General features: G+C 61.2%; 24 protein-coding genes and 1 riboswitch. Of the genes, 13 read left to right on the forward strand and 11 right to left on the reverse strand.

Translation table 11 applies throughout. The annotated features are described in order from the left end of the window. Nucleotides 1-2: 2 nt before the first annotated feature. The 11 genes from ACSQ9D_RS17915 (at nt 3) to ACSQ9D_RS17965 (ending at nt 10,902) form a co-directional block, all read left to right on the forward strand. Nucleotides 3-965, forward strand: a complete 963-nt coding sequence (locus ACSQ9D_RS17915) for an ABC transporter permease (RefSeq protein WP_436283294.1) — start codon at nt 3-5, stop codon at nt 963-965. After that, the gene (locus ACSQ9D_RS17920) at nt 965-1,972 is read left to right on the forward strand and encodes an ABC transporter ATP-binding protein (RefSeq protein WP_436283295.1); all 1,008 of its coding nucleotides are present in this window, start codon (nt 965-967) and stop codon (nt 1,970-1,972) included. The genes ACSQ9D_RS17915 and ACSQ9D_RS17920 overlap by 1 nt, the downstream gene beginning before the upstream one ends. Beyond that, nucleotides 1,972-2,964: an ABC transporter ATP-binding protein gene (locus tag ACSQ9D_RS17925; protein ID WP_436283296.1), complete on the forward strand. Its 993-nt coding sequence runs from the start codon at nt 1,972-1,974 to the stop codon at nt 2,962-2,964. The genes ACSQ9D_RS17920 and ACSQ9D_RS17925 overlap by 1 nt, the downstream gene beginning before the upstream one ends. Then, the gene (locus ACSQ9D_RS17930; RefSeq protein ID WP_436283297.1) at nt 2,961-4,022 is read left to right on the forward strand and encodes a four-carbon acid sugar kinase family protein; all 1,062 of its coding nucleotides are present in this window, start codon (nt 2,961-2,963) and stop codon (nt 4,020-4,022) included. The genes ACSQ9D_RS17925 and ACSQ9D_RS17930 overlap by 4 nt, the downstream gene beginning before the upstream one ends. A 25-nt stretch (nt 4,023-4,047) precedes the next feature. Then, nucleotides 4,048-4,812 (forward strand): FadR/GntR family transcriptional regulator, encoded by a 765-nt coding sequence (locus ACSQ9D_RS17935; protein WP_436283298.1) that lies wholly within the window; start codon nt 4,048-4,050, stop codon nt 4,810-4,812. A 47-nt stretch (nt 4,813-4,859) separates the two neighbouring features. Continuing rightward, nucleotides 4,860-4,971: riboswitch (TPP riboswitch) on the forward strand. 92 nt (nt 4,972-5,063) lie between these two features. Then, on the forward strand, nt 5,064-6,890 hold the full coding sequence (gene thiC, locus ACSQ9D_RS17940; protein WP_436283299.1) for a phosphomethylpyrimidine synthase ThiC: 1,827 nt from the start codon (nt 5,064-5,066) through the stop codon (nt 6,888-6,890). A 1-nt stretch (nt 6,891) separates the two neighbouring features. Then, complete coding sequence (thiO, locus tag ACSQ9D_RS17945) at nt 6,892-7,866, forward strand: glycine oxidase ThiO (protein ID WP_436283300.1); 975 nt, start codon at nt 6,892-6,894, stop codon at nt 7,864-7,866. Beyond that, nucleotides 7,863-8,060, forward strand: coding sequence for a sulfur carrier protein ThiS (gene thiS / locus ACSQ9D_RS17950; RefSeq protein WP_037116485.1), 198 nt, complete (start codon nt 7,863-7,865; stop codon nt 8,058-8,060). The genes thiO and thiS overlap by 4 nt, the downstream gene beginning before the upstream one ends. A gap of 3 nt (nt 8,061-8,063) precedes the next feature. Further along, complete coding sequence (locus ACSQ9D_RS17955) at nt 8,064-8,837, forward strand: thiazole synthase (RefSeq protein WP_436283871.1); 774 nt, start codon at nt 8,064-8,066, stop codon at nt 8,835-8,837. Continuing rightward, entirely contained in the window at nt 8,834-9,463 is a 630-nt protein-coding gene (locus tag ACSQ9D_RS17960) for a thiamine phosphate synthase (protein ID WP_436283301.1), read from the forward strand. Before ACSQ9D_RS17955 ends, ACSQ9D_RS17960 begins: the two co-directional genes overlap by 4 nt. Nucleotides 9,464-9,576: 113 nt before the next feature. After that, nucleotides 9,577-10,902: a glucoamylase family protein gene (locus ACSQ9D_RS17965; protein WP_436283302.1), complete on the forward strand. Its 1,326-nt coding sequence runs from the start codon at nt 9,577-9,579 to the stop codon at nt 10,900-10,902. On the opposite strand, the gene ACSQ9D_RS17970 is transcribed toward ACSQ9D_RS17965, so the two are convergent. From ACSQ9D_RS17970 to ACSQ9D_RS17995, 6 genes are all read right to left on the reverse strand, one after another. Then, entirely contained in the window at nt 10,903-11,943 is a 1,041-nt protein-coding gene (locus ACSQ9D_RS17970; RefSeq protein ID WP_436283303.1) for an ABC transporter ATP-binding protein, read from the reverse strand. It abuts the gene before it with no gap. Then, entirely contained in the window at nt 11,940-13,556 is a 1,617-nt protein-coding gene (locus ACSQ9D_RS17975) for an ABC transporter permease (RefSeq protein ID WP_436283304.1), read from the reverse strand. Before ACSQ9D_RS17975 ends, ACSQ9D_RS17970 begins: the two co-directional genes overlap by 4 nt. A 114-nt stretch (nt 13,557-13,670) precedes the next feature. Continuing rightward, on the reverse strand, nt 13,671-14,699 hold the full coding sequence (locus tag ACSQ9D_RS17980; RefSeq protein ID WP_436283305.1) for an iron ABC transporter substrate-binding protein: 1,029 nt from the start codon (nt 14,697-14,699) through the stop codon (nt 13,671-13,673). Nucleotides 14,700-14,841: 142 nt separating this feature from the next. Next, nucleotides 14,842-15,831 carry an Ldh family oxidoreductase gene (locus ACSQ9D_RS17985; protein ID WP_436283306.1) on the reverse strand — a complete coding sequence of 330 codons (990 nt, stop codon included), beginning with the start codon at nt 15,829-15,831 and terminating at the stop codon, nt 14,842-14,844. A gap of 70 nt (nt 15,832-15,901) precedes the next feature. Continuing rightward, nucleotides 15,902-17,440, reverse strand: coding sequence for an L-piperidine-6-carboxylate dehydrogenase (gene amaB / locus ACSQ9D_RS17990; protein ID WP_436283307.1), 1,539 nt, complete (start codon nt 17,438-17,440; stop codon nt 15,902-15,904). Nucleotides 17,441-17,459: 19 nt separating this feature from the next. Next, on the reverse strand, nt 17,460-18,743 hold the full coding sequence (locus ACSQ9D_RS17995) for an NAD(P)/FAD-dependent oxidoreductase (RefSeq protein ID WP_436283308.1): 1,284 nt from the start codon (nt 18,741-18,743) through the stop codon (nt 17,460-17,462). A 219-nt stretch (nt 18,744-18,962) separates the two neighbouring features. On the opposite strand from ACSQ9D_RS17995, the gene ACSQ9D_RS18000 reads away from it, so the two are divergent. Further along, complete coding sequence (locus ACSQ9D_RS18000; RefSeq protein ID WP_436283309.1) at nt 18,963-19,853, forward strand: LysR family transcriptional regulator; 891 nt, start codon at nt 18,963-18,965, stop codon at nt 19,851-19,853. A gap of 71 nt (nt 19,854-19,924) precedes the next feature. Beyond that, nucleotides 19,925-20,161: an Lrp/AsnC ligand binding domain-containing protein gene (locus ACSQ9D_RS18005; RefSeq protein ID WP_024315373.1), complete on the forward strand. Its 237-nt coding sequence runs from the start codon at nt 19,925-19,927 to the stop codon at nt 20,159-20,161. Nucleotides 20,162-20,223: 62 nt separating this feature from the next. Here the strand turns inward: ACSQ9D_RS18005 and ACSQ9D_RS18010 are convergent, their stop codons facing one another. The 5 genes from ACSQ9D_RS18010 to ACSQ9D_RS18030 are packed head-to-tail and all read right to left on the reverse strand — an operon-like array spanning nt 20,224 to nt 26,032. Beyond that, on the reverse strand, nt 20,224-22,698 hold the full coding sequence (locus ACSQ9D_RS18010) for a glycoside hydrolase family 2 protein (protein WP_436283310.1): 2,475 nt from the start codon (nt 22,696-22,698) through the stop codon (nt 20,224-20,226). A gap of 16 nt (nt 22,699-22,714) precedes the next feature. Next, the gene (locus tag ACSQ9D_RS18015) at nt 22,715-23,677 is read right to left on the reverse strand and encodes a DUF1839 family protein (protein WP_436283311.1); all 963 of its coding nucleotides are present in this window, start codon (nt 23,675-23,677) and stop codon (nt 22,715-22,717) included. 8 nt (nt 23,678-23,685) lie between these two features. Continuing rightward, nucleotides 23,686-24,594: an amino acid--[acyl-carrier-protein] ligase gene (locus ACSQ9D_RS18020; RefSeq protein WP_436283312.1), complete on the reverse strand. Its 909-nt coding sequence runs from the start codon at nt 24,592-24,594 to the stop codon at nt 23,686-23,688. Nucleotides 24,595-24,598: 4 nt separating this feature from the next. Beyond that, complete coding sequence (locus tag ACSQ9D_RS18025) at nt 24,599-25,780, reverse strand: acyl-CoA dehydrogenase family protein (RefSeq protein ID WP_436283313.1); 1,182 nt, start codon at nt 25,778-25,780, stop codon at nt 24,599-24,601. Further along, on the reverse strand, nt 25,781-26,032 hold the full coding sequence (locus ACSQ9D_RS18030) for an acyl carrier protein (protein ID WP_024315378.1): 252 nt from the start codon (nt 26,030-26,032) through the stop codon (nt 25,781-25,783). Nucleotides 26,033-26,165 lie beyond the last annotated feature (133 nt).

Raw genomic sequence — 26,165 nt, forward strand, 5'->3', positions numbered from 1 at the left:
CCATGTCCGCAATCCCTCTCTCCACGATCGAAGCCACGCAGGAAGAACCCCCGGTCAACCTGTGGCGCGACGCCTGGCATCGCCTGAAGCGCAACAAGCTTGCCCTGTTCGGCCTGATTGTCGTCCTGATCCTCGCCTTCACCGCGATCTTTGGTCCCTACCTGGCGCCTTACGATTATCTGAGCCAGGATCTGCAGGCGCGAAACGCCGTTCCCTCGCTGCACCATCTTTTCGGCACGGACGATCTTGGCCGCGACGTCTTCAGCCGCGTCGTCTTCGGCACGCGCACGGCTTTCCTGGTTGCGATCGTCGTGACCTTGATCGCCGTTGCGATCGGTCTCGTGCTTGGAGCCATTGCCGGTTTCTTCGGCAATCCATTTGACAGCGCCATCATGTGGCTGACGGATGTGACCATGTCGGTGCCGAACCTGCTGCTCGTTGTCGTTATCAATGCGTCGCTGAAGACACCGATCGCGAAATGGATGGAGGCCCAGTACATGGCAACCCTCAATCCATTCTATCGCCAGACGGTATGGGTGGATTTCTTCCTGGTCTTCGGCTCGATGGCGCTGATCTCCTGGCCGCCCTATGCGCGCTTGGTGCGCGCCCAGGTGCTGTCGATCCGCAGCCGCCCCTATATCACCGCGGCCCAGGCTCTCGGCCTGTCCAACTGGGTCATCATGAAGCGTTACGTGGTACCGAACGCGCTTGGACCGCTGATCGTCTCCGTCAGTGCTGGTCTCGGCACGGCGATGGTTCTAGAAAGCGCCTTCAGCTTCCTCGGCGTCGGCGTCAATCCGCCGACCCCCAGCTGGGGCAACATGATTTCGGACGGTCTACGCGTCTGGCAGCATTATCCCCATCTCCTTGCCGCACCGGCAGCCGTCCTCGGCCTTGCCTCGGTTGCCTTCAGCTTCCTCGGCGATGGCCTCAACGACGCACTCAATCCGCGGGGCAGCAAGTGATGAACACGACCAAATCCAGTGAACGACTGCTCGATGTCCGCGGCCTCACCGTCGAAATCGACGGACGCAACGGCCCTGCCGTTGTCGTCGACGGGATCGACCTCCACGTCAACAAGGGCGAGACGCTCGGCGTCGTCGGCGAGTCCGGCTGTGGCAAGAGTCTGACGATGCTGAGCCTGATGCGGCTCCTGCCCAACAAGATCAAGGTCACCAAAGGCTCGGCCAGCTTTGACGGCAATGACTTGCAGAAGATGTCGAACAAGGAACTGCGCAAGGTACGCGGCGGCGATATCGGGTTCGTCTTCCAGGATCCGATGACCTCGCTAAACCCGGTCATGCGGGTCGGCGACCAGATCTGCGAGCCACTGATCTATCATCGCAGGATGAGCAAGGCGGAGGCCCGCGCACGTGCCGTCGAACTGCTGCGTCTCGTCGGCATTCCCGGTCCGGAAGAGCGGCTGCAGGCCTATCCGCACGAACTGTCTGGCGGCATGCGCCAGCGCGTGATGATCGCCATTGGCCTTGCCTGCAATCCGAAGCTCCTGATCGCCGACGAACCGACGACGGCGCTCGACGTCACCATCCAGGCCCAGATCGTCGATCTCGTGAAGGATCTGCGCGCCAAGCTCGGCATGTCGGTGGTCTGGATCACTCATGACCTGGCGCTGATCGCCGGTCTCGTCGATCGCGTCGCCGTGCTTTACGCCGGCACCGTTGTCGAGGATGCGCCGGTCGATGAACTCTACGCTCGCCCGAGCCATCCCTACACGCGCGGTCTCTTGGCCTCGATCCCGAAGCTGTCGGATGCACCGGCAAGCCGGCTGAGCTCGATCGGCGGCACACCGCCCGAACCGGGTCGCCGGCCGAAGGGATGCCCCTTTGCGCCGCGCTGTCCGCTGGCGGAAGCGATTTGCCTCGAGCGCGTACCGAAGCTCGAGCCGCTGGCCGGCGCCGGAAATCACCGGGCCGCCTGTTTTGTCGTCCAGAAAATGCAGGAGGCTGCGTGATGGGTGCCCAACCGCTGCTCAGGGTCGAGAACCTCGTCAAGCATTTCCACGTCAAGCTCGGCGCCTTCGGCGAACGCTCGGCGACGGTCTATGCGCTCGACAACGTCAATCTCGATATCATGGAAGGCGAGACGCTGAGCCTCGTCGGCGAATCCGGCTGCGGCAAGTCGACGACCGGCTTCACCATCCTCAACCTCTACAAGGCAACCAGCGGCAAGGTCGTCTACAAGGGCCAGGATCTGGCAACGCTGGACGAGAAGCAGATGCGGCCCTTCCGCCGCGACCTGCAGATCGTCTTCCAGGATCCCTATTCGACGCTCAACCCGCGCATGACGATCGGGGAGGCGATTGGAGAGCCGATCCTGTTCCACAAGCTCTGCACCAAGGCGGAACTGAAGGACCGGGTCGCGACGCTGCTGACCGACGTCGGCCTGTCGACCCGCTTTGCCCAGCGCTATCCGCACGAGCTTTCCGGCGGCCAACGGCAGCGTGTCGTCATCGCCCGCGCGCTCGCCTGCCAGCCCAAGTTCATCGTCTGCGACGAAGCGATCTCCGCACTCGACGTTTCCATTCAGGCGCAGATCATCAACCTGCTGCTCGACCTGCAGGAAAAATATGGCCTGACCTACCTGTTCATCGCCCACGATCTGGCCGTCGTTCGCCATATCAGCACCCGTGTCGGCGTGATGTATCTCGGCCGTCTGGCGGAGCTTGCGACCCGCGAGGAGCTGTTCGACAACCCGCTGCATCCCTACACCAAAGCGCTGCTGTCGGCCGTTCCGGACACCGATCCGGAGCTGGAGCGCAGCCGCAAGCGCCAGATCCTGCAGGGTGACGTGCCAAGTCCGCTCAATCCACCGGCCGGCTGCCGCTTCCATACGCGATGCCCGATCGCCATGGAGGCTTGCAGCAGGGCGGTTCCGGAATGGAAGGAAGCCAAGCCCGGCCATCTCGTCGCCTGCCACGCGGTCAACACCGGACAAACCACATGACGTTGAAGGTCGCGATCATCGCTGACGATCTGACCGGCGCACTGGACACGGGAACCCCCTTTGTCGACGCCGGGCTTTCCGTCGCTGTCGCGATCGAGGTCGAAGCCATATCGGATGCGCTTATGACCGGTTGCGAGGTCGTGGTGGTCAACACGGCCTCAAGAGCTCTCCCGGAGGAGGAAGCGGCAGGAAGGGTCAGCGTTGCGGCGAAGGCCCTTCTTGCCGCCTCGCCTCAGATCGTTTTGAAAAAGATAGACTCCCGTCTCAAGGGGAATGTTGCAGCAGAAAGCGCAGCTATTGCCGCCGTCTTCGGCCACGCGGCAATCGTCGTGGCACCAGCCATCCCCGATCAAGAGCGTTTGACCCGCAACGGCCATGTCGTCGGCCGCGGCGTCAACGAGCCGCTACCGATTGCCGATCTCTTCAAGACAGCTGACGGCCAGGTCCTCGTGCGTGACGCCGAGACTGATGGCGATCTCGACCGGCTGGTCGGCAGGCACGACTGGAAGATCACACTTGCCGTTGGCGCGCGCGGCATCGGCGCCGCGCTTGCTCGCAAGATCGGCAGGGCCAACAAAGCAGGCCGACCCTTTGCGGCATCAAATCGGACAGTTTTCGCCGTCGGTTCCCGCGACCCGATCACAGCGGCACAAATGACCAAGCTGGAGGCTTCCGGTGTCCTGACCTCGGCCATTGATGCTCCCGTGGGAATGCTACCGGACGAACAGCGGTTAGGCCTGCCGGTGCTTCTGCGCTGTACAGGCGAAATCACCGGCGAGACCGCGGCAGTTGCCGACCGGTTCGCGAAAGGCGTAAAGTCGATCATAGATGCGACGCGCCCGGAGATGCTGATGGTTGGCGGTGGCGATACGGCGCTGGCAGTTTTTCGCGAGCTCGGAATTCGGATCCTGAGGCCGCAGGGCGAAATCGAGGCGGGCATTCCGTGGTTTGACGTCAAAACGGCCGATGGCCTGCGTTTCCGCTGCGCGGTGAAGTCCGGGGGCTTCGGAAATTCTGATAGTTTGGTAAGACTGATTGCACAGAATCAGGCGGCATAGGACAATGCCGACGGGGAGAATGAAGGTGGACGAAGCAAACGGTGTATCGGCGAATGCGCAAGCGTCGCCTGCGACAAAGCCGGAGCGCGGTAAGGCCGTCAAGCTGGTCGATCGGGTGTTCGATCAGTTGCAAGAGCGCATTCGCTCGGGAAACTATCCGCCCGATTCACGACTTCCCGGTGAGCACGAGCTTGCGTCGATGCTTGGCGTCTCGCGCCCCATCGTGCGCGACGCGTTGGCACGCTTGCGCGATCAGGGCATCGTCTACGCCAGGCAAGGTGCCGGCACCTTCGTCAGCGCTCATGGCTCGCCGACGACGCAGCTTTCCTATTCGCCGGTCAAGACGATCGCCGATATTCAGCGCTGCTATGAGTTTCGCCTGACGATCGAGCCTGCTGCCGCCTATTTTGCTGCCAAGCGCCGCGACGAGGCGGCGATTCAGAAGATCGCAGCTGCTCTCGCCGATCTCCGTGAGGCGACCAGCCACCAGCTTCATCGCACTGACGCCGACTTCACGTTCCATCGTGCGGTCACGGAAGCCGCCAACAACCACTACTACACGGCCTCGATCGATGCCCTGAAAGCGCATATCGCGGTCGGCATGCATCTTCACGGTCTGTCTCTGCTTGGCCCGCGCCAAGGTCTTGAGCAGGTCTACGAAGAACACAACAAGATCTACCTCGCCATCGTCGAAGGCCGCGCGGAAGACGCGCGGGCGCTGATGAAGGCGCATCTCGAGGGCTCGCAGAGCCGCCTCTTCGAAGGCCGGGCGCTGGACCTTTCGATGTAGCCTACGCGGTCGGCTTGACAGCTTTGCTACTCTGGTTCTAACCTTTTCGCATTCACCAGGGGGGTCCCGGCAAGGGGCTGAGATACTGCTATCGCGCGCAGTGACCCGTTGAACCTGATCCAGTTCATACTGGCGTAGGGACGGTGCAAGCGCTCGAAGGCATTGGATTCTCGCGAGGAAACCGTGTCAGCGTCTTTTCATCATTCCGGCTGAGGACTGGGTCTCCAAATGCAAACTTGGAGCCTCAAACCATGAATATTGCCGCAAAGAATATCACCCCGACCGTTACGACAGGCCCATTGCCGGCCTCTCGAAAAATCTACATTCCCGGAGAAATCCACCCTGATGTCCGCGTCCCGATGCGCGAGATCAGCCTTCACCCGACATCGGGCGAACCGCCGGTCACGGTCTATGATTCCTCGGGCATCTACACCGTCGAAGGTGCCGACATCCGCATCGAGCAGGGACTACCAGAACTGCGCCGCGGCTGGGTGGTCGCCCGCGGTGACGTCGAAGCCTATCAGGGCCGCCAGGTCCGCCCCGAAGACAACGGCTTTGCCAGCGGCGAACGGCTGACGCCGGAATTTCCCGGCACGCGCCAGCCGCTCCGCGCAAGGGACGGCAAGGCCGTGACCCAGCTCGCCTATGCGCGCGCCGGCATTATCACACCGGAGATGGAATTCATCGCGATCCGCGAGAACCTTGGCCGCAAGGCGCAGGCGGAGGCTATCACGCGCGACGGCGAAAGCTTCGGCGCCCGGATTCCGGATCACGTAACCCCGGAATTCGTCCGGCAGGAGATTGCCACCGGCCGAGCGATCATTCCCGCCAACATCAATCATCCCGAATCCGAACCGATGATCATCGGCCGGAACTTCCTGGTGAAGATCAACGCCAATATCGGCAACTCCGCCGTCACGTCTTCCATGGCCGAAGAGGTCGAGAAGATGGTCTGGGCTGCCCGCTGGGGCGCCGATACAGTCATGGATCTCTCCACCGGCCGCAACATCCACAACATCCGCGAATGGATCATCCGCAACTCGCCACTGCCGATCGGCACGGTTCCACTTTATCAGGCGCTTGAGAAGGTCGAGGGCATTGCCGAGAACCTGACCTGGGAAGTCTATCGCGACACCCTGATCGAGCAGGCCGAGCAGGGGGTCGACTACTTCACCATCCACGCCGGCGTGCGGCTGCACTACATTCCGCTCACCGTCAACCGCGTCACCGGCATCGTTTCGCGCGGTGGCTCGATCATGGCCAAGTGGTGTCTTCATCACCACCGCGAGAGCTTCCTCTACGAGCATTTCGAGGAGATCTGCGACATCTGCCGCGCCTATGACGTCTCCTTCTCGCTCGGCGACGGCCTGCGTCCGGGCTCGATTGCCGACGCCAACGACGCGGCACAGTTCGCCGAGCTGGAAACGCTCGGCGAACTGACGAAGATCGCCTGGGCCAAGGACTGCCAGGTCATGATCGAAGGCCCCGGCCACGTGCCGATGCACAAGATCAAGGAGAACATGGACAAGCAGCTCGCCGTCTGCGGCGAGGCGCCCTTCTATACGCTGGGACCGCTGACCACCGACATTGCACCCGGCTACGACCACATCACCTCGGGCATCGGTGCTGCGATGATCGGCTGGTTCGGTACGGCGATGCTCTGCTACGTCACCCCGAAGGAGCATCTTGGTCTACCCGACCGCAACGACGTGAAGACCGGCGTCATCACCTACAAGATCGCTGCCCACGCGGCCGATCTCGCCAAGGGGCACCCGGCCGCTCAATTGCGCGACGACGCCCTGTCACGCGCTCGCTTCGAATTCCGCTGGGAGGACCAGTTCAACCTCGCGCTGGACCCCGAAACCGCCCGCAGCTTCCATGACGAGACGCTGCCGAAGGAAGCGCACAAGGTGGCGCACTTCTGCTCCATGTGCGGCCCGAAGTTCTGCTCGATGCGGATCTCGCACGACATCCGTGCCGAGGCGCAGAAGGAAGGGCTCGACGCGATGGCGGCGAAATACCGCGAGGGCGGCGATCTCTACATGCCAATCAATGCCGTCGAACAGTCGGGCGACTGATATGCATGTGCTTGTCAAAGGGGCCGGCGTTGCCGGCCTCGTCGTCGCCCACGAACTCAGCCTTCGCGGTGCCGATGCGACGGTCATTGATCCGGCTAAAGGCTCCAGGCAGGCAGCCTCCTGGCTCGCGGGCGGCATGCTCGCGCCCTGGTGCGAGCGCGAAAGTGCCGAGGAAGCCGTATTGCTGCGAGGTCGCGATGCTCCCGACCGGTGGGACATGATGCTGCCGGGGGAGGTACACCGAAACGGAACGCTGGTCGTTGCTCCCGCCCGCGACCAGAGCGAGCTCAATCGCTTCGCCGGTCGCACAAGCGGCCATGAATGGTTGGATGAAGAAAATATCGCCTCATGGGAGCCAGCTCTGGCAGGGCGCTTCAGGCGCGCCCTTTTCTTCCCACTGGAAGGACACCTCAATCCAAGGCGAGTCTTGGGTCTGCTGCGAGAAAAACTTGTCGATCGGCGTGTTGCATTCATCGAGCGAGTGGCCGGAGAGACCGACTACGACGACATCGTGGATTGCACTGGCGCCGCGCGGATCGGACAGACGAGCGGACTTCGCGGCGTTCGCGGCGAAATGCTTTATCTGGAAACCGGCGAGGTTACCCTCACCAGGCCCGTTCGCCTGCTGCATCCCCGCTTCCCCGTCTATATCGTTCCGCGCGGAGATGGCCTGTTCATGGTGGGTGCCACCATGATCGAGACGGAGTTTGACGGTCCGATCTCGGCGCGTTCGATGATGGAGTTGTTGAACGCCGCCTATGCAGTGCATCCCGCCTTCGCGGACGCTGCAGTGGTCGAAACCGGCGTGGGCATCCGGCCGGCATTCGCCGACAATTTTCCCCGCGCGACCCGCGAGCGCGGTGCGGTCGTGCTCAATGGCCTCTATCGCCACGGCTTCCTGCTTGCGCCCGCAATGGCGCAGGAAGCCGTTGACCTTGTCTTCTCCAGAACTGAACCAGGAGGAAATAGCCGATGAAACTGATCGTCAACGGCGAGCATCACGACCTCATTGCAGCAACGTTGTCGGAACTGCTGACGCTGATGGAATACGAGGGCGAATGGTTGGCGACCGCCGTCAACGGCGAAATCGTCCACCGCGAGGACCGTGTCGACCATGCGCTTAACGACAATGACAGGATCGAAATCTTGTCGCCGATGCAGGGCGGCTGAATGATGCTGAAGCTCTATAACGCCGAGGTTTCGTCCCGCTTGCTTCTTGGCACTGCGCGATACCCTTCGCCCGCGATCCTAGCGGAGGCCGTCAAACGATCAGAAACGGAGATTGTCACTGTCTCATTGCGCCGAGAGACCGCTGGCGGGCGTAGCGGCGGCGCCTTCTTCGAACTGATCCGGGCGCTCGGCGTCCGCGTGCTGCCGAACACAGCCGGCTGCCATGGGGTCTCCGAGGCCGTGTTGACAGCCAAGATGGCGCGAGAGCTGTTTGGCACCAGCTGGATCAAACTGGAGGTGATCGGCAATCACGATACGCTTCAGCCTGATGTCTTCGGACTGGTCGAGGCAGCGCGCATTCTTTCAAGCGAAGGCTTTCAGGTTTTTCCCTACACAACCGATGACCTTGTGGTCGCCGAGAGGCTGCTCGAAGCGGGATGCCGGGTGTTGATGCCCTGGTGTGCCCCGATCGGCAGTGCCGCGGGACCGCTCAACCTTTCGGCGCTGCGTTCGATGCGCGCGCATTTTCCCGACATCCCATTAATCGTCGACGCCGGTATCGGCCGGCCTTCGCACGCGGCAACCGTCATGGAACTCGGCTTCGATGCGGTCCTCTTGAACACGGCCGTTGCCGGCGCCGGCGACCCGGTTGCCATGGCCGGGGCATTCGCCAAGGCGATCGACGCGGGCCGGCAAGCGTTCAGCGCCGGCTTGCTGGAGCCGCGCGATGTCGCAGTCCCGTCGACACCTGTCATTGGAAAGGCCGTCTTCGCATGAAACTCGATCCCTTCTATCTCATCGTCGACAGCGCCGATTGGATCGCGCGGCTCGTGCCCCTCGGCGTCAGGCTCGTGCAGTTGCGGATCAAGAACAAGGCGCCCGCGCAGTTGCGGGCTGAAATCCGCACCGCGAAAGCGATTTGCGCCTTGAACGACTGCCAGCTGATCGTAAACGACTACTGGCAGCTCGCCATTGAAGAAGCGTGCGCTTTCGTTCACCTCGGCCAGGAGGACCTGGAAACGGCCGACCTCGGCGCCATTCGTGCCGCCGGCCTGAAGCTCGGGCTGTCGACCCACGACGATGCCGAACTCGAAACAGCAAAGGCAGCAAAGCCGGACTACATCGCGCTCGGCCCGATCTATCCGACCATTCTCAAGCAGATGAAATGGTCGCCGCAAGGACCGGAACGCCTGCGCACATGGAAGGCGCACGTCGGCGATCTGCCGCTCGTCGCCATCGGTGGGCTGAACGTCGATCGAATAAAGGGCGTTCTTTCTCAAGGCGCCGACAGTGCTGCTGTCGTGACCGACATCACCTTGAACCCCGATCCCGAGGCGCGAACACGGCAGTGGCTCGCTGCCACCACACCCTGGCGAACGGTGAAAATGCCATCGGGTGAGTAGCAGAGCCGGGCGGCCGAGGGACGTGCTGTCGCATGCCGTCAAAAATGATTGATTTGCGCATCATGCTTCACCATTTTGAACGGGGGCTAGACAACAAGTTGGGTTTGGCACGTATGTTACAACGGACCGAGGAATCGGATGTCGCGCTGATCGACAGGCTTCAGCGGGGCGCATTCAATTATTTCCCGAAGCATTACAATCGCGAAAACGGACTTGTTGCGGATACTTCAGTCGCGGGCGTCCCCTGCAGTATCGCTGCGGTCGGCTTTGCCTTGTCGTCCTATACCGTCGCGGTCGAGCGTGGCTGGATGGAGCGCGCCGACGCGATAGAGCGCACGCTGAAGACACTTTGCTTCTTTGCCAACGGTCACCAGGGCCGTGAGCGACACGCGATCGGCTATCGCGGCTTCTTCTATCACTTCCTGCACATGGACACCGGCCATCGTGCCTGGAACAGCGAGCTGTCGACAATCGACACCACGCTTCTGGTTGCGGGCATGTTGACCGCTGCGGCCTATTTCGACCGCAACACCGAAGCCGAGATTGAAATCCGCAGACTCGCGAGCTTGGTCTATGAGAGGATCGACTGGCACTGGGCTCTCAACAAGGGCGAGACGGTCTGCATGGGCTGGAAGCCAGGCAGTGGCTTCCTGCGTTGGCGCTGGCAAGGCTACGACGAAGCGGTCCTGCTTTATACGCTGGCGCTTGCCTCCCCGACGCACCCAATCCCGGCGTCGAGCTACGATGCCTTCACCGAAAGCTATTCGTGGATGCTGTTTGGCGACCAACCTTATGTCTATGCCGGCCCGCTCTTCATTCACTTCTTCTCACATGCCTGGATTGATTTCCGCGGAATCCAGGACAAGGCGATGGCCGATCGCAACTGGGACTATTTCCGCAACACGCAGCTATCGATCGCCGTGCAGCGGGACTACGCGGACCGCAATCCCGGGCACTTTGTCGGCTACAACAAGGACATCTGGGGCCTGTCTGCCTCGGATGGCCCGCCACCGACCCGCAACATGCGTGGCGGTCGCCACCCGCGCGTGCTCGGCTATGCCGCCCGCGGCGCGCCGCTCGGACCCGATGACGGCACGATCGCACCCTGGGCAGCGCTCGCCTCCCTCCCGTATGACCGCCAGGCTTCGCTCGATGGCCTTCGTGCCCTTATGTCCACTTACCCCAACCTGCTCTATGAGGATCGTTTTCCCGATGGGTTCAATCCGACCGTGAAGACCAAGCGACCTGAAGGCTGGGTCGACGACCGCTGCGTCGGCATCGATCAGGGACTTCTTGTGATGACGATCGAAAATGATCGGTCCGATTTCATATGGGGTCTCATGCGGCGCTCACCGGTGATGCGGCGCGGTCTCGAGCGCGCTGGTTTTACCGGCGGCTGGCTGTCTGAAGACGAAAGTTTCGAACGGAAGACCGCCTGATCAGCGGTTTCCGAAAACATGCGCCTTACCGGCGATATCGAGACGAACGCGGTCTCCCTGTGACGGAAGTGCGACGCTCGAGGTCTTGATCATGATCGGCGGCAGGGCGACGCCTTCGAGTGACACAGCAACGGTGCAGGTCGCCCCACCGAATTCCACTTCGACCACCCGTCCGCGATAGGTCTGCTCGCTTTGATCAGGAACGACCCTGATCTGTTCAGGCCGCAACATGATCTCAACCTTGCCCTGATGACCGCCATCGACCGCGACACGGCCGAGCGCACAATCGGCAAAGCCGTTGCGAACGATTGCCGGGAGCATCACCGCGTCGCCGAGGAACAGGGCTGTCTCTCGATCGAGGGGCTGCAGGTAAACCGATTGCGGCGAACCGGCCTGGATCAATCGCCCTTCCCGCAGGACGGCAACCTGATCGGCGAAGGAGAGCGCCTCCGCCTGATCGTGCGTGACGAGGATCGTCGTGATGCCTGCGGACTGAAGAACGCGTGCCACGGCCTTCCGCATGTTCTCGCGCAGACCTGTATCGAGTGCCGAAAACGGTTCATCGAGCAACATCAAGCGCGGCTTGCGGCCGAGCGCGCGGGCAAGTGCCACACGCTGTTGCTGGCCGCCGGAAAGCTGGTGCGGCCGGCGGTTCAGCATGTTGCGGTCAAGCTCGACCATATCAAGCAGGTCGATAATGCGTCGTTCGCGATCGGGCGCGCCGCGCTCGAAGCCAAAACCGATATTGTCGGCAACACTCAGATGTGGGAACAGCGCGCCGTCCTGCGACACGATGCCGATGCCTCGCTTATGCGCGGGCACTGCTACGGGACCATCGGCCAGAAGCTCGCCGTCGAGCGTCACTTGGCCGCCATCAGGCTGCTCAAAACCGGCAATGATGCGCAGCAGCGTGGTCTTGCCCGACCCTGAAGGCCCGACGACGGCAGTGCGGCTGCCTGCGGCAACATCGAGTGAAATATTCTGCAATGCCTGGACATGCCCATAGCGCTTGCTGATGCGATCGATCGTAAGCAGCGTCATTGTCCGGCTGTCCGTTTCGATTGGGCATAAAGAAGAAGGGTGAGCGGCAGCGATAGCACGACCATCATGAATGCGTAAGGCGCCGCCGCCACGTAGTCGATTTCGCTGGTCAGCGACCAGAACTTCGTCGCAAGCGTCTCGACGCCGTTCGGCGCCAGCATCAATGTCGCGGTGAGCTCGTTCGTGATGCCGAGACCGACAAGTGCAACGCTGGCGGCTGCACCCGGCGCGGCAAGCCGCATGGTGATCTGCCTCACGGCCTGGGCAGGCGTGCGGCCAAGCCCCATTGCCGCACGCTCAAGCTCCACGGGCGCCTGAGCGATGCTGGCGCGGAGACCCACCATGGCACGCGGCAGGAACAGCAGTATGTAAGCAACAATAAGGGTCGCGAAGGTTTGATAGAGCGGCAGAACAAGACGGACGGTAATCGTCACCAGTGCGAGCGCAACGACCACACCCGGCAACGAGCCGACATAGTAGTGGCAGGCCTCGAGCAGGCGCTGAAGACGCCCCGGCGCACGCACAGAGAGCCAGGCCATCGGTGCGGCGGCAATCGTTGCGAGCACGCCACCGGCAATGGCAAGAACGATGGTTTGTGCGAACGCATTGCCGACCGTTCCGACATGCCAGACCTCAAGTCCGCCGAGATAGAGCCACCGCACCAGCGTCACGAGGGGGACGCCGAGCGTCAAGGCCGCCAGTCCCACCTGCAGCACGATGGCCGGCACGACGAACCAGCCGAGCCGGCGACGATCCGCCGGCCGGGCTGAGCCGGATCCGACCCGGGCATATCGTTCATTGCCGCGCAACAGGATTTCGAGACCAAGCAGAACCAGGCAGCAGCAGACAAGAACACCGCCCAGCATGTTGGCGGCCGGGCTGTTGTAGGCGGATTGGAACTGGTCGACGATCGCGGTGGCGAACGTGTCGAAACGGATCATCACGTAAAGACCGTATTCCGACAGCAGGTGCAGCCCGATCAGCAGCGAGCCGCCGCAGATGGCGAAGCGCAATTGCGGCAGGATGGTACGGAAGAACAAACGCCAAGGCCCGAGCCCGAGGGAAGCGGCGGCATCCTCGATGGCAGGATCAAGCCGGCGCAAGGCAGCGGCGACCGGGAGGTAGAGAAACGGAAAATAGGCAAGTACGGAAACGAAGATGCCGCTCTGCAGCCCGCGCATGCCGGGGACAAGGCTGATCCAGGCGTAACTATGGACGAAGGCCGGCACCGCGAGCGGCGCAACCGCCAACCACGACCAGAGCCGGGCGAAGGGTATATCCGTCCGTTCGACTAGCCAGGCAAGCGTCACGGCAAGAACGATCGACAGCGGAATGGTAAAGGCTTCCAGCAGCACCGTGTTGACGAGCAGTTCGCCAACACGCGCGCGAAACACCAGCTCCTTGACGGTCTGCCAGCCTACATCAAAGGTTATCCAGCCGATGAAACCAAGCGGCACCAGACTGAACAACGCTACGACGGAGGCAACCAGGACAACGGAAAGGTGGGGCAACCGCGCCCGCAGCCGATCCATTCCCGCCACCGGCCGAGCGATCGGCCCTTCATGACCGGGAGCAAGCAATCTGTTGTCCTGCAGCAAGGCCGCCGCCTTCATACGCTGAAAAAGGAAGGCAACCGCCTTGAAAGGCGGTTGCCGATTTCGGCATGCCCTACGTTTTTCTTGAGCCAAAAGCAATAGTTTTGACCGTCAGGGCCTTTAACGGAAAGACTAGATGATGCCGGCGGCAGTCATCAGTTCCGTCACCTTCTTGCTGTTCAGCTTGGCTGCATCGACCTTCGGTGCGTTCAGATCAGCCAGCGGAACGAGCTTGTTGTTTGAAGTGGCATCCTTACCGATGGCGTATTCGTAGGATGTACCGTTCTTGAGGACGTCCTGGCCGGGCTGGCCGGTCACGAACTTCAGGAAGGCCTGAGCCTCCTTGGCATGCTGGCTCGACTTCAGGACGCCGCCGCCGGAGATGCTGACGAATGCGCCCGGATCCTGGTTCTTGAAGTAGTGCAAGGCGACGTTCTTGCTGTTTTCGCCGGTCTTCGCCTGATCGCTGAACCAGTAGTAGTGATAGATCACCGCGCCTTCGACTTCGCCGGCATTGACCGCCTTCATGGCGACGCTGTTGCCCTTGTATGGCGTGGAGTTTTCCTTAAGTGCCTTAAGCCAAGCCGCCGTTGCTTCCTCGCCCTTGAGTTCGAGCAAGGCGCTGACGATCGCCTGGAAGTCAGCGCCGGCCGGCGAAGCGCCCCAACGACCCTTCCAGGCCGGATCCGCCAGGTCGAGCAGCGACTTCGGCAACTTGTCTTCGGTCAGCTTCGTCTTGTCGTAGGCAAAAATGGTGGAGCGAGCGGCGATGCCCGTCCACATGCCATCAGACGGACGATATTGCTCGGGAACCTGGTCCAGGGTCTCCTTGTCAACGGGCGCGAAGAGGCCAGCGGAATCGACCAGCGTCATGGCCGGTGAGTTCTCGGTCAGGAAAACGTCGGCCGGCGATGCATCGCCCTCCTGAACGATCTGGTTGGCGAGCTGCATGTCGCTGCCCTGGCGCATCGTTACCTTGATGCCGGTTGCCTTGGTGAATGCGTCGATCCACTCGCGCCCGAGGCTCTCATGCTGAGCGTTGTAAACGACGATACCTTCGGATTCCTGTGCCACAGCGCCACCGGCGACCAGCGAAGTCGCGGCAAAGAGCGAGGCAGCGAGCGCTACAGCACCGGAAGCGCGATTAAAGGAAATTTTCATGAAGCCCTCCATGGTGTTTCACCCGTGATCCCCAAGGTGATGAGAGCCCGTATATTTTTGTTGATTTGGAATTTCAAGTTTTAGAGGTGGTTCAGGGATCAAAAATACTTGAAATCGCTCATCAACTTTAGAATCGTTCTAGCTAGAGCGAATGGATGGTGGCAACGACGTCACCCTCGACCTCGATGCCGCTTTCCAGCGCCTGTCTACGAGCCGTTTGGCCGCGGCGCCCCGGGAGCCGAACACCGGGGTCAGATGAGATCTCGCCCACCAGCATGGCCAATCGCTCAGCAACACCACTTCCACCGCTGGCGGTCGGGTTGATGACGATCAGCATCTGTCCAAGACCGGGCGCCGAACCTTTGTCATCGAAGAGCGACGACGACTCGAAGGAGAAATTGGCCCCCGTCAACGCACCGGCGAGGATTTCGACCATCATCGCCAACGCCGCACCTTTGGCCTCTCCAGATGGGGCCATCGTCCCCTCGAGCGCGGCAATCGCATCCGTCGTCGGCTGACCGTTCCGGTCAAACGCCCAATCCGCGGGGATATCGACGCCTTTCTGGCGCGCGGCCATCACCTTGCCGCGGGCGACACGGGAGAGTGCAAGGTCAATGACGAGAGGGTCTGTCTCCGGGATCGGCGCGGCAAACGCGATGGGGTTCGTTCCAAACACGGGTTTGCGCCCGCCCCAAGCTGCCATGGAGGCTGTGGCATTGGCGACCATCAGAGCGACAAGCCCCATTTCCGCGAACCGCTCAACGGTCAAGGCAAGGACGCCGGCGTGGTGCGAACGGCGAACTGCCGCCAAGGCAATGCCCTGTTGCCTGGCAATCTCGGGAAGAACCGAAGCGGCGAGATCGAAGGCCGGATAGGCGTAGCCGTGACAGGCATCGATCTGCACGACCGCGGGAAACAGACGTTCGAGCTGCGGCTTGGCAAATCCATCGACCTTGCCTGCCTTCGCCTGCTTTGCGTAAGCCTCGACACGGCGCAGGCCATGGCCTCCCTGTCCGGCAGCTTCGGCGGCAACAAGCGCCCTGGCGACCGAGCGCGCATTTGCCTCGTCCACGCGATTACGCGTCAGGGCATCGATAACCAGCGTTTCCGCCGCAACGAGGGTCAAATGCATGGCGACCTGCAAAAAGAAAAGGGTGATGGCTTGTTATGTCATCACCCCTTCGGCTGCAATGCAGCAACGATCATTCGACGTCGAACTTTACGCCCTGTGCAAGCGGCAGTGTCTTGCCATAATTGACCGTGTTCGTCGCCCTGCGCATGTAGGCTTTCCAGGCATCCGAGCCGGATTCGCGGCCACCGCCAGTTTCCTTCTCGCCACCGAACGCACCACCGATTTCGGCTCCGGACGGACCGAGGTTGATATTTGCAATTCCGCAATCCGAACCGCGAGCCGAAACGAAGGTCTCGGCTTCGCGCATGTCATTCGTGAAGATCGAAGAGGAAAGCCCCTGCGGCACCGCGTTGTGCAGTTCCAATACCTGATCGAAGTCTGTGTACTTCATCACGTAGAGGATCGGCGCAAACGTCTCATGCTCGACGGGGCCGGTCTGGGAAGGCATTTCGACGAGAGCCGGACGGACATAGAAAGCGTCCTCCGCACCGTTTTCGACGCGCTCGCCACCGGTAACGTTGCCGCCGGCCGCCTTCGCCTGCTCCAAAGCGGACTGCATATTGCTGAAGGCCTGCTTGTCGATCAGCGGCCCGACGAGCGTCCCGGCTTCCAGAGGATTGCCGATCGACACGGAGCCATAGGCCTTCTGGAGGCGCGGAACGAGTTGGTCATAGACGCTCTCGTGAACGAACAGACGGCGCAGCGTCGTGCAGCGCTGGCCGGCCGTACCCATGGCGGAGAAGGCAACACCACGCAGCGTCAGATCAAGATCGGCCGTTGGGCAGATGATCGCGGCATTGTTGCCGCCGAGTTCGAGGATGGCGCGGGCGAAACGCTGCGACAGGCGAGGACCGACAGCGCGGCCCATGGCCGTCGAGCCGGTCGCGGAGACGAGCGGCACCCTGGGGTGATCGACGAGGACTTCGCCGACAGCGCGCCCACCGATGAGCAACGTCGACAGGTTGGCAGGCGCGGCCCCGCCTTCGGCAACGAACCGCTTCACTGCCCTTTCAAAAAGCGCCTGAACGGCGAGGGCCGTCAACGGCGTCTTTTCCGACGGCTTCCAGACCGTCGAGTTGCCGCAGACAAGCGCCAGGGCGGCATTCCAGGACCAGACGGCAACAGGGAAATTGAAAGCCGAGATGATGCCGACGACGCCGAGCGGATGCCAGCTTTCCATCATCCGGTGTTCGGAGCGCTCCGTTGCAATGGTCAAACCGTAGAGCTGGCGTGACAAGCCGACGGCAAAGTCGCAGATGTCGATCATTTCCTGGACTTCGCCGAGCCCCTCGGAGGTGATCTTGCCAACCTCGATCGAGACAAGTCGACCAAGAGCGGTTTTTGCAGCACGGAGCTCTTCGCCGAGCAGGCGCACGAGTTCACCGCGCTTCGGAGCCGGAACGGCCCGCCATTCAAGGAATGCCTCGTGGGCGGCCTCGATGGCAGCCTTTGCCTCGGAGCCCGAATGCTCCTTCAGCGCACCGATCTCCTTGCCGGTGACCGGAGAGCTGACACGAAGCGTGCCGCCGGTATAGCGGTCGGCACCGACGCCCAGTTCGGTGAGCAGTTCTTTCGTCCTGGTGGCGAGATCAAGTGCAGAAACAGTCATTGGTTCAACCTCGGTGTTCTCAAAAACGGGCGTCGGCGAAATGGGCGACTTGGGCGCCGGCTTCGTACCACACTTCCTTCACTGCACGGAAGCTCGGCTCGGACGGCGCGGTAAGCGGCAATGGCAGGTCCGCTTCCGTCGTCTGCCCCAGGATGAGCCGGGCAAGCGTACGGCCGAAGACGGTACCGGGCGCAATACCGCGACCGTTATAGCCAGAGAAACCGACGACATTGGGCGCGAACCTGTGGAACCGGGGCAACGCATTGTCGGTCATCCCGATCTTACCATACCACTGACATTCGAACTCGACATCGCCTAGCTGCGGAAAGAGCTTCTTCAGCGACCGTTTGGCCCAGGCTGTGTGGATCCCAAGCCCGGTATTGCGCAGAGCACCGACACTGCCGAAAACCAAGCGTCCGGCCTGGTCCATACGGTAGGACGACAGGATTTCCTTCGTATCCCAAACCCCCTCGCGCCCGGCGAGAATGGAACCACGCAGATTGTCGCTGAGCGGCTTGGTAGCAAGATTGAAATAGGGCAGGTGCACTTGTTCGTTGCGCACCTCCTCCCAGGGACCGGTGCTATATGCGTCAGTCGCCACGATGATCCAGTCGGCCGTCACCTCACCCTTTGCAGTCTTTACGGTCCAGCGATTGCCTTTTCGCTCGGTCTCGATGACGGGGCTCGATGTGTGGATAGAAACGCCGGCCTTAACGGCTGCATGGGCCAGACCGCGGGCGTAGGCGAGCGGCTGCAGCGTACCTGCGCGCATGTCGAGCAATGATCCCATATAGGCATTGCTGCCGACACGCTTGGCCGTCCCAGCGGCGTCCAGCAGCGTCACTGGCGCTCCGCGCGCTGCCCACTGCCGCGCGCGGTCCTCGATCTCCTTCAAGCCACTCGCACCGACGGCAACGTGAAGCGTGCCGTTTCGTTCGAGCTCGCAGGCGATGCCGTGCTTGTCGATCAATTCCATCACCAGCCTCGGCGCATTGCCCAACAGGTCGAGCAAACGTTCGCCGTAAACCGGCCCGAGAACACCCGGAAGGTCGTCAGGCATGACCCACATGCCGGCGTTGATGAGGCCAACGTTGCGGCCCGCACCGCCAAAGCCGATTTCCTTGGCTTCCAGCAACACGACCTTCGAGCCCGCTTCGGCCAGATGCAGACTTGAGGAAAGGCCGGTATAACCTCCGCCCACGACGACGACATCGGCGCTCACTGCGCCCGCAAGCGACGATGTCACGGGCGGGAGAGGAGCGGTCTTTTCCCAAAGGCCGTGGGAACGGGGATCGTTCAGCATCGATCAAAATCCATCCATTAAACTGGCGGCATTCTAGCGCCGCGCGATTGCTTGTAAAACCGCTGATCAGGCTGCCGATCGCAGGCCGGGATGGCGAGTCCAGCAGATCGATCGCATTTCCAGTTCATTCCGATTCTGTCGGATGGATTACTTTACAAAGTCGGATAAGCCGTAAATATCGACATTTAGGAAATAGCTTATTCTGAAATGGAATGATGGATGCTGCCATCACGACGCTTTCTTCCGTCGACATCCTTGCTTGTCGCCTTCGAGTCCGTTTCCCGGACCGGTAGCGTGACAGCCGCCGCGCGCGAACTCGACCTCACACAGAGCGCCGTCAGCCGCCAGATCAAGGCGCTGGAAGAGCAACTCGGCGTCGAGCTGTTCGTGCGCGAACGCCAGACCGTGCGGTTGACACTCGCCGGCGACGGCTATGCGCGCGAGATACGCGAGGCGCTGCGGCGCATTTCGAGCGCATCGCTCAACCTTCGCGCCAACCCGCACGGCGGTACGCTCAACCTGGCCATTCTCCCGACATTCGGGACACGATGGCTGGCGCCCCGGCTCGGAGGCTTCCTCGCAGCCAATCCGGGGGTGACGATCAATCTCGTCACCCGACTGTCGCCCTTTGACTTCCGGCTCGATTCCATTGACGCGGCCATTCACTTCGGCCACCCGCATTGGCCTGGCGCGGAGCTGACATTTCTGATGTCGGAGAAGACCGTACCAGCCTGCAGCCCCGGGTTCCGCAGCCGGCACGCGATCAGCACGGCGCAAGACTTGCTCGACGTTTCACTGCTGCATCTGACGACGCGGCCGGATGCCTGGGAGCGCTGGTTCGCCGACAATGGCGTGAATTTTCAGACCGTGCACGGCATGCTCTTCGACCAGTTCGCGACCGCCGCCCAAGCGGCGATGGCGGGTCTCGGCGTTGCGTTGCTGCCGACCTTTCTCATCCACGACGAGCTGAAGCGCGGCGACCTGATTGCAGCCGTCGATCGCGAAATGGAAAGCAGCGAGCGCTACTATCTCGCCTATCCGACAGAACGGGCCGACTACGCGCCTTTGGAAGCATTTCGCCGCTGGATCGTTCGAGAAGCCACCACCTAACGGAACAGCTTGCGTCGACATGGCGCTTTCGATCATTATGCGCCGAACCAGAATATGATGCAGGAACCCCCATGAAGCCCATTTTCGTTCAGCTCCAGTGCGCACCCGGCAAGACCTACGAGGTCGCCGATGCCATTTACCAAACAGAGCGCGCTTCCGAGCTCTACTCGACGAGCGGCGACTATGATCTCCTGCTCAAGGTCTATGTCGAAGAGGGGCAGGACATCGGCAAGTTCATCAACGACAACATCGCCAACATCCCTGGTATCGTGCGTTCACTGACGACGCTGACCTTCAAGGCTTTCTGAGCCGCCATCTCAAGCGCCCGCCGATCCGGCAAGTGCCAAATGGACACGTTGCAGGCTGAGCCTCAAAATGAGAGCACTCGCGAGCCCCCGAGGCTTGTTATCTCACCAGAAGGCGCGTCTCCATCGGCCGATCCCGACAGCGGAAGTAACCGGACGCGCTTGGCGGTGCCGGGCGCAAGATGAAACCAATCGTCATCTGGTCGATAGCCATCGACATTGACGTGGACGGACTGAGCGAACCTGTCGGCTGAGATATCGAGTCCCCACGCATCGTCCTGTCGCGTCACCGACACCTGGATTTCGGCGTCGTGAAAGGCCTTGCAGCGCCCCAACGGAAAATGGAAGGCGTCGGCGACCACGGGACCACCGTTCGGCAGACGCAGGCGAGCGACGGTGACGTCGTGAGAAGGCGGACCGAAGCGGAAGGCGTAGGTCGTATCGAAAAATGCGCCAAAGAGATCGGTGGCGGTAAAGGCCTCGCGGCTTCTCGGCGCCAAAGTCAGAATGCGGCCGCCACTAACGACGTGCTGCTTGCCATGCCGCAAGCAAACCAGCTCGAGATCAAGCTGGAGAGCGTGTTCGGTCTCATTGAGCACGTGAATGTCGAGGCCATTCGTACCCTCGTCGGTCACAACCACCTGCACCGGTCGGAAAGCGCGGCGCAAGGCATACCAGACCGGCTTTGGTTCTCCGGTCGAATCGATCACACCCCAACCGGCACCGGGCATCAGATCCTGCAGGGTCCAGACCAGTGCACCGTTGCATGTCGACCCGTTGCGGCGCCATTCGGCGAAGCTCGCTTCCGCAACTTCGCCGGTGACGACGCGGGAAAGATCCAGGTAGCGCTCGCGATCTTCGCGACGAAGCCGCGCCGGATCCTCGCGATAGAGTTCTTCCAGATAGAAATCCCTGATGTCCTCGAAATCCCATGACGCGCCGCGATCGCGGGGAATCCGCGATTTCCATAGCGGACTGTGGACTGGCGGTATATCCAGGTGGCGCTGCAGCGTTCGCTGTTGCGGCACATGGGCGAAGGCCAAGCTCTCGGCTGCGAACCGCACGTTCGCGCGTCGCGCGTCGTCGAGCGGTCGCATATAGGCGCCCACCCCGTAATAGTGGGTAACACCTGCGTTCGGGGAGAATGGCATCGCGCCGCCTGAGGGCGAGTTCGCCACATACGGGACGTCAGGCCTCATACGGCCGGCAATCGCTGGAATGATCTCCTCCGTAATGGGGCCGGCCCAATACTCACGCGGCAATCCGAGCATGGCCGCCTGCTGATAGATCTCGCTGCCACCGCAGAGCACCGCCAGCGACGGGCATCCCTGGACGGCGTGCAGGAATTCCTCGACCTCCGCGTGGACATGCGCAGTAAGAGCTTTGTCGTTCTTCGGATAGTCGAAATTGGCAAACATGAAGTCCTGCCAGACGAGCAGACCGAGTTCGTCGCAGAGCTGAAAGAAGTCTAGCGTCTCGTAGGCCATCGTCCCGCCAATGCGGATCATGTTCATGCCCGCCTGGGCCGCAAGGCGGAGGAACGGCTCGTAGTCTGCCTTCCCACCTGGCAACCGAACGATATCGGCCGTTGTCCAGACAGCGCCACGGCAAAAGACGCGCTCGCCGTTGATCAACAGCGCAAAATCATCGCCGTGCGCTCCGCGGTCGACGTCGATGCGCCGAAAGCCGGTTCGGCCTGCGTGATGCTCAACACCGTCAACGACGATCGAGAAATCATAAAGGTGAGGCGCGCCGTGCGTATGCGGCCACCAGAGATCGACGTCCTTCAGCCTGAGGATTGCCGAGTAGTGGTTCTCTGCGACCTTTTCGAAGGTCTGCTGAATATCTCCGCAGCGAAGCACAAGGTCCGGATTGTCGACATTCGTATGAAGCGAAACGCTCAGCCGCCCGGTGCCGTCCGCCTCAAGCACGGCACGCACCGAGACGTTGTCGATCGAAACGACATCGCGGCGGACGAGCGTGATGGGTCGCCATGGACCGACGGCATGAATTTCCGGACACCAGCCCGGCATGCGCCCAAGAAGCGTTGTGCGGACGTTCTTCAAGCCCTGCGGCGTGACCATCTGCGGCCGCCAGCGAGGGCGCGGGCCGGGTTCGGCCAGCCGCGGTGCAAGCGCTCGGAAGCAAAGCGCGAGCTCGTCTCCGCCAGACAGCGTCACCGGTATCTCGTACATGGTGAACATGCTTTCCGACGACAGGATCTCCTGGCCATTGAGAAAGACATGACACAGCGTCGCCAGCCCCTCGAAGCGAAGGATCGCATCACCGGGCTGCGTGTCAAAAAGCCGGCAGAGATACCACGCATCGCGGGTATCGAGCGGCTCCGGATTTTCACGGTCGAAATGCCCGGCCTTTTCCAAAGCCGCGGCAACTGTCCCTGGCACTTCGGCGGCGATAAACCGTGCTGATAAGGGGATGTCATGTGGGGTTGCACAAGCGCCCGGTTCCGTCAGAACCAGATTCCACCCTTCGGCGAGCAGAGTTTCCTCTGCACCGACACTCGCCAACCGTCCCCGCATACTCAGACTCCCGGCTTCACAAGCGCTCCTTGAGCGAAGCCATCATGGAATCCCATGCATCGGCTGCCGGATCAAGCGCCGTGCGCAGGGGATCGTATTTCTTGCGGGTCACGGCCCGGGCGAGCTGGAACTGCACCGACTTTGCGACTTCGGAAATTCGGCGTGCATCATTGATGGCGGACGAGAATTCTCTGGCAGAGAGCCAAGCCAAATGATCGCCGGCAAGCTCGAAATTGGCACCGAACTGACGCAACGTGTTGAATGCGTACTTGTGAAAGAAACCAAAAGGCCGCTCTGCCATTGCCTCCACCTGCTGCGGAAACACTTCAGCGAAGGCGCTGATCGGGTTCGAGACGGGTCTGCGGCTGAAGTGCCGTCCGAGAAGTTTGCGTGCCGTAGTGCTCATACGAGCAGCGTCAGGCATGAAAACGGGAAACTTCGCAAATTCTGTGTAGGGGAGAAACGGCGGATCTTCTGCCGTCAGATGCAACTGGAACAGCCCGTCAAAGTCTTCCCCCTCGAGCTCGAAATAGCCGCCATTGTGGAAATACTCGACGCGCTTGCCAGCAAAGTCGAGCCTGTTGATTGCTACCGTGGTCTTGCCATGCTCTGTCCGATAGGCAGTGCCCTGCGTATCGGGCATATAGAACGAATCCATCTCGATCAGGCAAAGACGCCAGCGCGCAATCTGCACCTCGACGTGCCATTCGACGCGGTCGAAGATGGCAAGTTCGGTGACGCGGATGTCGTAAAGTGACTGAAGATCCTCGAGTGGCACTTTGAAGAAGGTGAATTGATCGCCTTCGAAGTCTTGTGTGAGCGTGAACCCAAGCATCGCCTCCGGCGCGGCACCGACGGCGTTCAACACTTCGATCCAGAGGTCGACGTAGCAATTGGTTTGCGGCCACATGCGCTCGCTGGAATGAAGCGCATGCGGCTGATAGCCGTCCGGGCGCACCTGCGGGAAGACGACTTTCATTGATCCGTTCAGCCCCACAGCGCTTGACGCACCTTGGAAGGCCAATGCTTGACCTCGAGCCCGTGGTGGTGGAACAGGGCAAGAGCGATGCGTTCAAGCCCGAAGCCAACGCAGGCGGTATGCGCAACGCTGCCGTCTTCGAGATAAAGGTCCCATTTCGCGCCGAACGCGTCCTGATGGTAGTTGAAGCTCATGCAGGCCGTCGGGTTCGCGACCGAAGTGATCGCAATGAGCAGCTCGAACTTCAGGTTCTGATCGCGCTGATTGTTGGCGAGCATCTTGCCGGCGCGGCCGAAGAACGGATCGTTCGCCACATCGATGGTCACATCCAGGCCGACCGCCTTCATCATGTCGATGCCGCGGTCCATCCAGCTTTGACGGAAATCCGTGACGTGCTGCTCCGTACCCATGCAAATGTATTCGCGCATGCGGAAAAGTTGCTGGCGGGCTGGATCCTGCGACGGCTCATGGCGGAAGCAATAGGACTGCAGGTCGAAAAGGCCGCCGCTCATCGGCAGTTTGCCACGGCGAGCAATCGTCGGATAGAGCGGATAGCACGCCGCAGGAGTCAACACGATGTCGGTTGCCTGTTGATCCTTCGTCCAGTCATCGCCCACTTCCATGCACTGAAGGAGGTTGACGTGGTCGAGTTCACTGCCGCAGAAACTGTGAACAGTGCCGGCGAGCTGCGGGAAGCTCTTCATATAACCGCTCTTCTCGAAGAAGGCACGGTTCATCCCGGGCGGAAACCGCATCGCTTCAGCGCCGTCGGCGCCGCCGAACTTGTCGATCAGCCGCTCGAAGGCGGCAATGACGTCTTCGAATTGTCCGCTGCGCCCGTAAAGACCGTCAACACCCGTATCGATCAAGAGGCCAGATTCAAAAAGCCTGTCCAGAAACGTTGTCTGCACGTCCATGTCGTCACCCCAATAGGCTAGTGTCCTGCTTGTGGACAAGAAGCATACTCGACGTGTTGCCGAGGATGCGGTCGTTCGAGATCATGAGTTGCGCAGAATGGGCATCGCGCAGATGGCGGCCGACGCTGAATGGCGTGCCGTTCTTGTAGCCCATGATCCCGCAAATCAGCATCACATGGTTGACGATTTCGAGAATCGTTTCCGATGAGGCGATCTTCACGTTGTTCATTGTGACGGCAAAGCCCATGGAGGATAGCTTGTCTGCGTCGCTCTTGGCATCCTCGTAGGCCTTCAGGCCGGCGACGACGTTGGAGCGAACCATCTGCAGCAGGTTGGACACCTCAGCCAGTCGCAGGGCTCCGGGCGGTGGCGCACCGGGCGACTTGCGTGCAGCGGCGCGCACGAATGCCTGTGCGCGGCCCACTGCGTCGACGGCGATGCCGTACCAGACACTGCTCCAGAGGAGGTGCGACGATGCCAGCATCGATTGAGCTGCGATCTCTGCAAAGGGCTTCGGCAGGATCTGCTCGGCTGGCGCCTCGCCTTTGAACAGGAAGCCGTCCGAACACGTACCGCGCATGCCGAGTGTGTTCCACGCATGCGTTTTTTCCAACGCGTACTGCTCCTTGACGAAAACGGTCAGAACCTGATCCGAAGAGGCCGCATTTGCGTGGGCGCGAGACGTAATCATGATCGCATCGGCGTAGGAGCCGTACGATATGACCGTCGCGTCTTTCTGCAGACGGCAAATGTCACCGTCCACCTCGACGGCGCAGATGCTATTCCTGAGATTGCCGCCGATACCGCCTTCCGTCGTCGCCGACGCGATCAGCAATTGCTCGAGCGCCACGCGTTGCATGAAAGCCCGATGCCATTCACTCTCGCCGCCATGCTCGACAAGGCTGCAGAGCTTGATGTGATGCATGGCGAAGACCATGGCGGCCGCGGAACACGCCTGCCCAAGCATCGAGCATAGCTCGGCGATCTGCGCAATCGTGGCGCCTTCACCGCCCAAGTGGCGTGGGATCTGAATTCCGAGCAGCCGCCCAGCCTTCATTGCATCTACGGCTTCGTGCGGGAACCTCCCATCAAAATCGACGGAATCCGCATGCTTTGCCGCGATCGCGGACACGCGGGCGACCCTGGCTGCAAGATCCTCTTCCGCGATTTTGACCGGATAGTTCATTTAGGCGACCTTCCGGCTATCTTTGATCTGGTCGACAGTCTTCGCGATCGCCGCGATGCTGGCGAAAGACCTGCGATTCAAGAGATTGTCGGGAAACTCGATGTCAAAAGCCTCTTCGATGCCAAGCATAAGCTGCACGGAAGCAAACGAAGTTAGGCCGACCGCATAGAGGTCGGCATCATCGGCGACTTGATCGACAGAGACTGGAAGCTTTCCGAATTTGGCCAGGAGCTCACGGATCGTAGTATTCATTATGACTTCTCCAAGATGATCATATCTCGAGTGGCGAAACTGCCTTGTTCTCGGAATAGGCGTAGTCTGGAAAAGACAAAATTCTCCTAAATGACGTAGTTAAAGCGAGCTAAGCAGCTCAGCTAAATTCTTA

It is taken from the genome of Rhizobium sp. LjRoot258, from assembly GCF_964254185.1.
Taxonomy (GTDB): domain Bacteria; phylum Pseudomonadota; class Alphaproteobacteria; order Rhizobiales; family Rhizobiaceae; genus Rhizobium.

Excerpts from the sequence above, each read along its gene's own strand:
- ACSQ9D_RS17915 (WP_436283294.1), top strand. The coding sequence starts at position 3 with ATGTCCGCAATCCCTCTCTCCACGATCGAAGCCACGCAGGAAGAACCC.
- ACSQ9D_RS17920 (WP_436283295.1), top strand. The coding sequence starts at position 965 with ATGAACACGACCAAATCCAGTGAACGACTGCTCGATGTCCGCGGCCTC.
- ACSQ9D_RS17925 (WP_436283296.1), top strand. The coding sequence starts at position 1,972 with ATGGGTGCCCAACCGCTGCTCAGGGTCGAGAACCTCGTCAAGCATTTC.
- ACSQ9D_RS17930 (WP_436283297.1), top strand. The coding sequence starts at position 2,961 with ATGACGTTGAAGGTCGCGATCATCGCTGACGATCTGACCGGCGCACTG.
- thiC (WP_436283299.1), top strand. The coding sequence starts at position 5,064 with ATGAATATTGCCGCAAAGAATATCACCCCGACCGTTACGACAGGCCCA.
- thiO (WP_436283300.1), top strand. The coding sequence starts at position 6,892 with ATGCATGTGCTTGTCAAAGGGGCCGGCGTTGCCGGCCTCGTCGTCGCC.
- thiS (WP_037116485.1), top strand. The coding sequence starts at position 7,863 with ATGAAACTGATCGTCAACGGCGAGCATCACGACCTCATTGCAGCAACG.
- ACSQ9D_RS17955 (WP_436283871.1), top strand. The coding sequence starts at position 8,064 with ATGCTGAAGCTCTATAACGCCGAGGTTTCGTCCCGCTTGCTTCTTGGC.
- ACSQ9D_RS17960 (WP_436283301.1), top strand. The coding sequence starts at position 8,834 with ATGAAACTCGATCCCTTCTATCTCATCGTCGACAGCGCCGATTGGATC.
- ACSQ9D_RS17965 (WP_436283302.1), top strand. The coding sequence starts at position 9,577 with ATGTTACAACGGACCGAGGAATCGGATGTCGCGCTGATCGACAGGCTT.
- ACSQ9D_RS17970 (WP_436283303.1), bottom strand. The coding sequence starts at position 11,943 with ATGACGCTGCTTACGATCGATCGCATCAGCAAGCGCTATGGGCATGTC.
- ACSQ9D_RS17975 (WP_436283304.1), bottom strand. The coding sequence starts at position 13,556 with ATGAAGGCGGCGGCCTTGCTGCAGGACAACAGATTGCTTGCTCCCGGT.
- ACSQ9D_RS17980 (WP_436283305.1), bottom strand. The coding sequence starts at position 14,699 with ATGAAAATTTCCTTTAATCGCGCTTCCGGTGCTGTAGCGCTCGCTGCC.
- ACSQ9D_RS17985 (WP_436283306.1), bottom strand. The coding sequence starts at position 15,831 with ATGCATTTGACCCTCGTTGCGGCGGAAACGCTGGTTATCGATGCCCTG.
- amaB (WP_436283307.1), bottom strand. The coding sequence starts at position 17,440 with ATGACTGTTTCTGCACTTGATCTCGCCACCAGGACGAAAGAACTGCTC.
- ACSQ9D_RS17995 (WP_436283308.1), bottom strand. The coding sequence starts at position 18,743 with ATGCTGAACGATCCCCGTTCCCACGGCCTTTGGGAAAAGACCGCTCCT.
- ACSQ9D_RS18000 (WP_436283309.1), top strand. The coding sequence starts at position 18,963 with ATGCTGCCATCACGACGCTTTCTTCCGTCGACATCCTTGCTTGTCGCC.
- ACSQ9D_RS18005 (WP_024315373.1), top strand. The coding sequence starts at position 19,925 with ATGAAGCCCATTTTCGTTCAGCTCCAGTGCGCACCCGGCAAGACCTAC.
- ACSQ9D_RS18010 (WP_436283310.1), bottom strand. The coding sequence starts at position 22,698 with ATGCGGGGACGGTTGGCGAGTGTCGGTGCAGAGGAAACTCTGCTCGCC.
- ACSQ9D_RS18015 (WP_436283311.1), bottom strand. The coding sequence starts at position 23,677 with ATGAAAGTCGTCTTCCCGCAGGTGCGCCCGGACGGCTATCAGCCGCAT.
- ACSQ9D_RS18020 (WP_436283312.1), bottom strand. The coding sequence starts at position 24,594 with ATGGACGTGCAGACAACGTTTCTGGACAGGCTTTTTGAATCTGGCCTC.
- ACSQ9D_RS18025 (WP_436283313.1), bottom strand. The coding sequence starts at position 25,780 with ATGAACTATCCGGTCAAAATCGCGGAAGAGGATCTTGCAGCCAGGGTC.
- ACSQ9D_RS18030 (WP_024315378.1), bottom strand. The coding sequence starts at position 26,032 with ATGAATACTACGATCCGTGAGCTCCTGGCCAAATTCGGAAAGCTTCCA.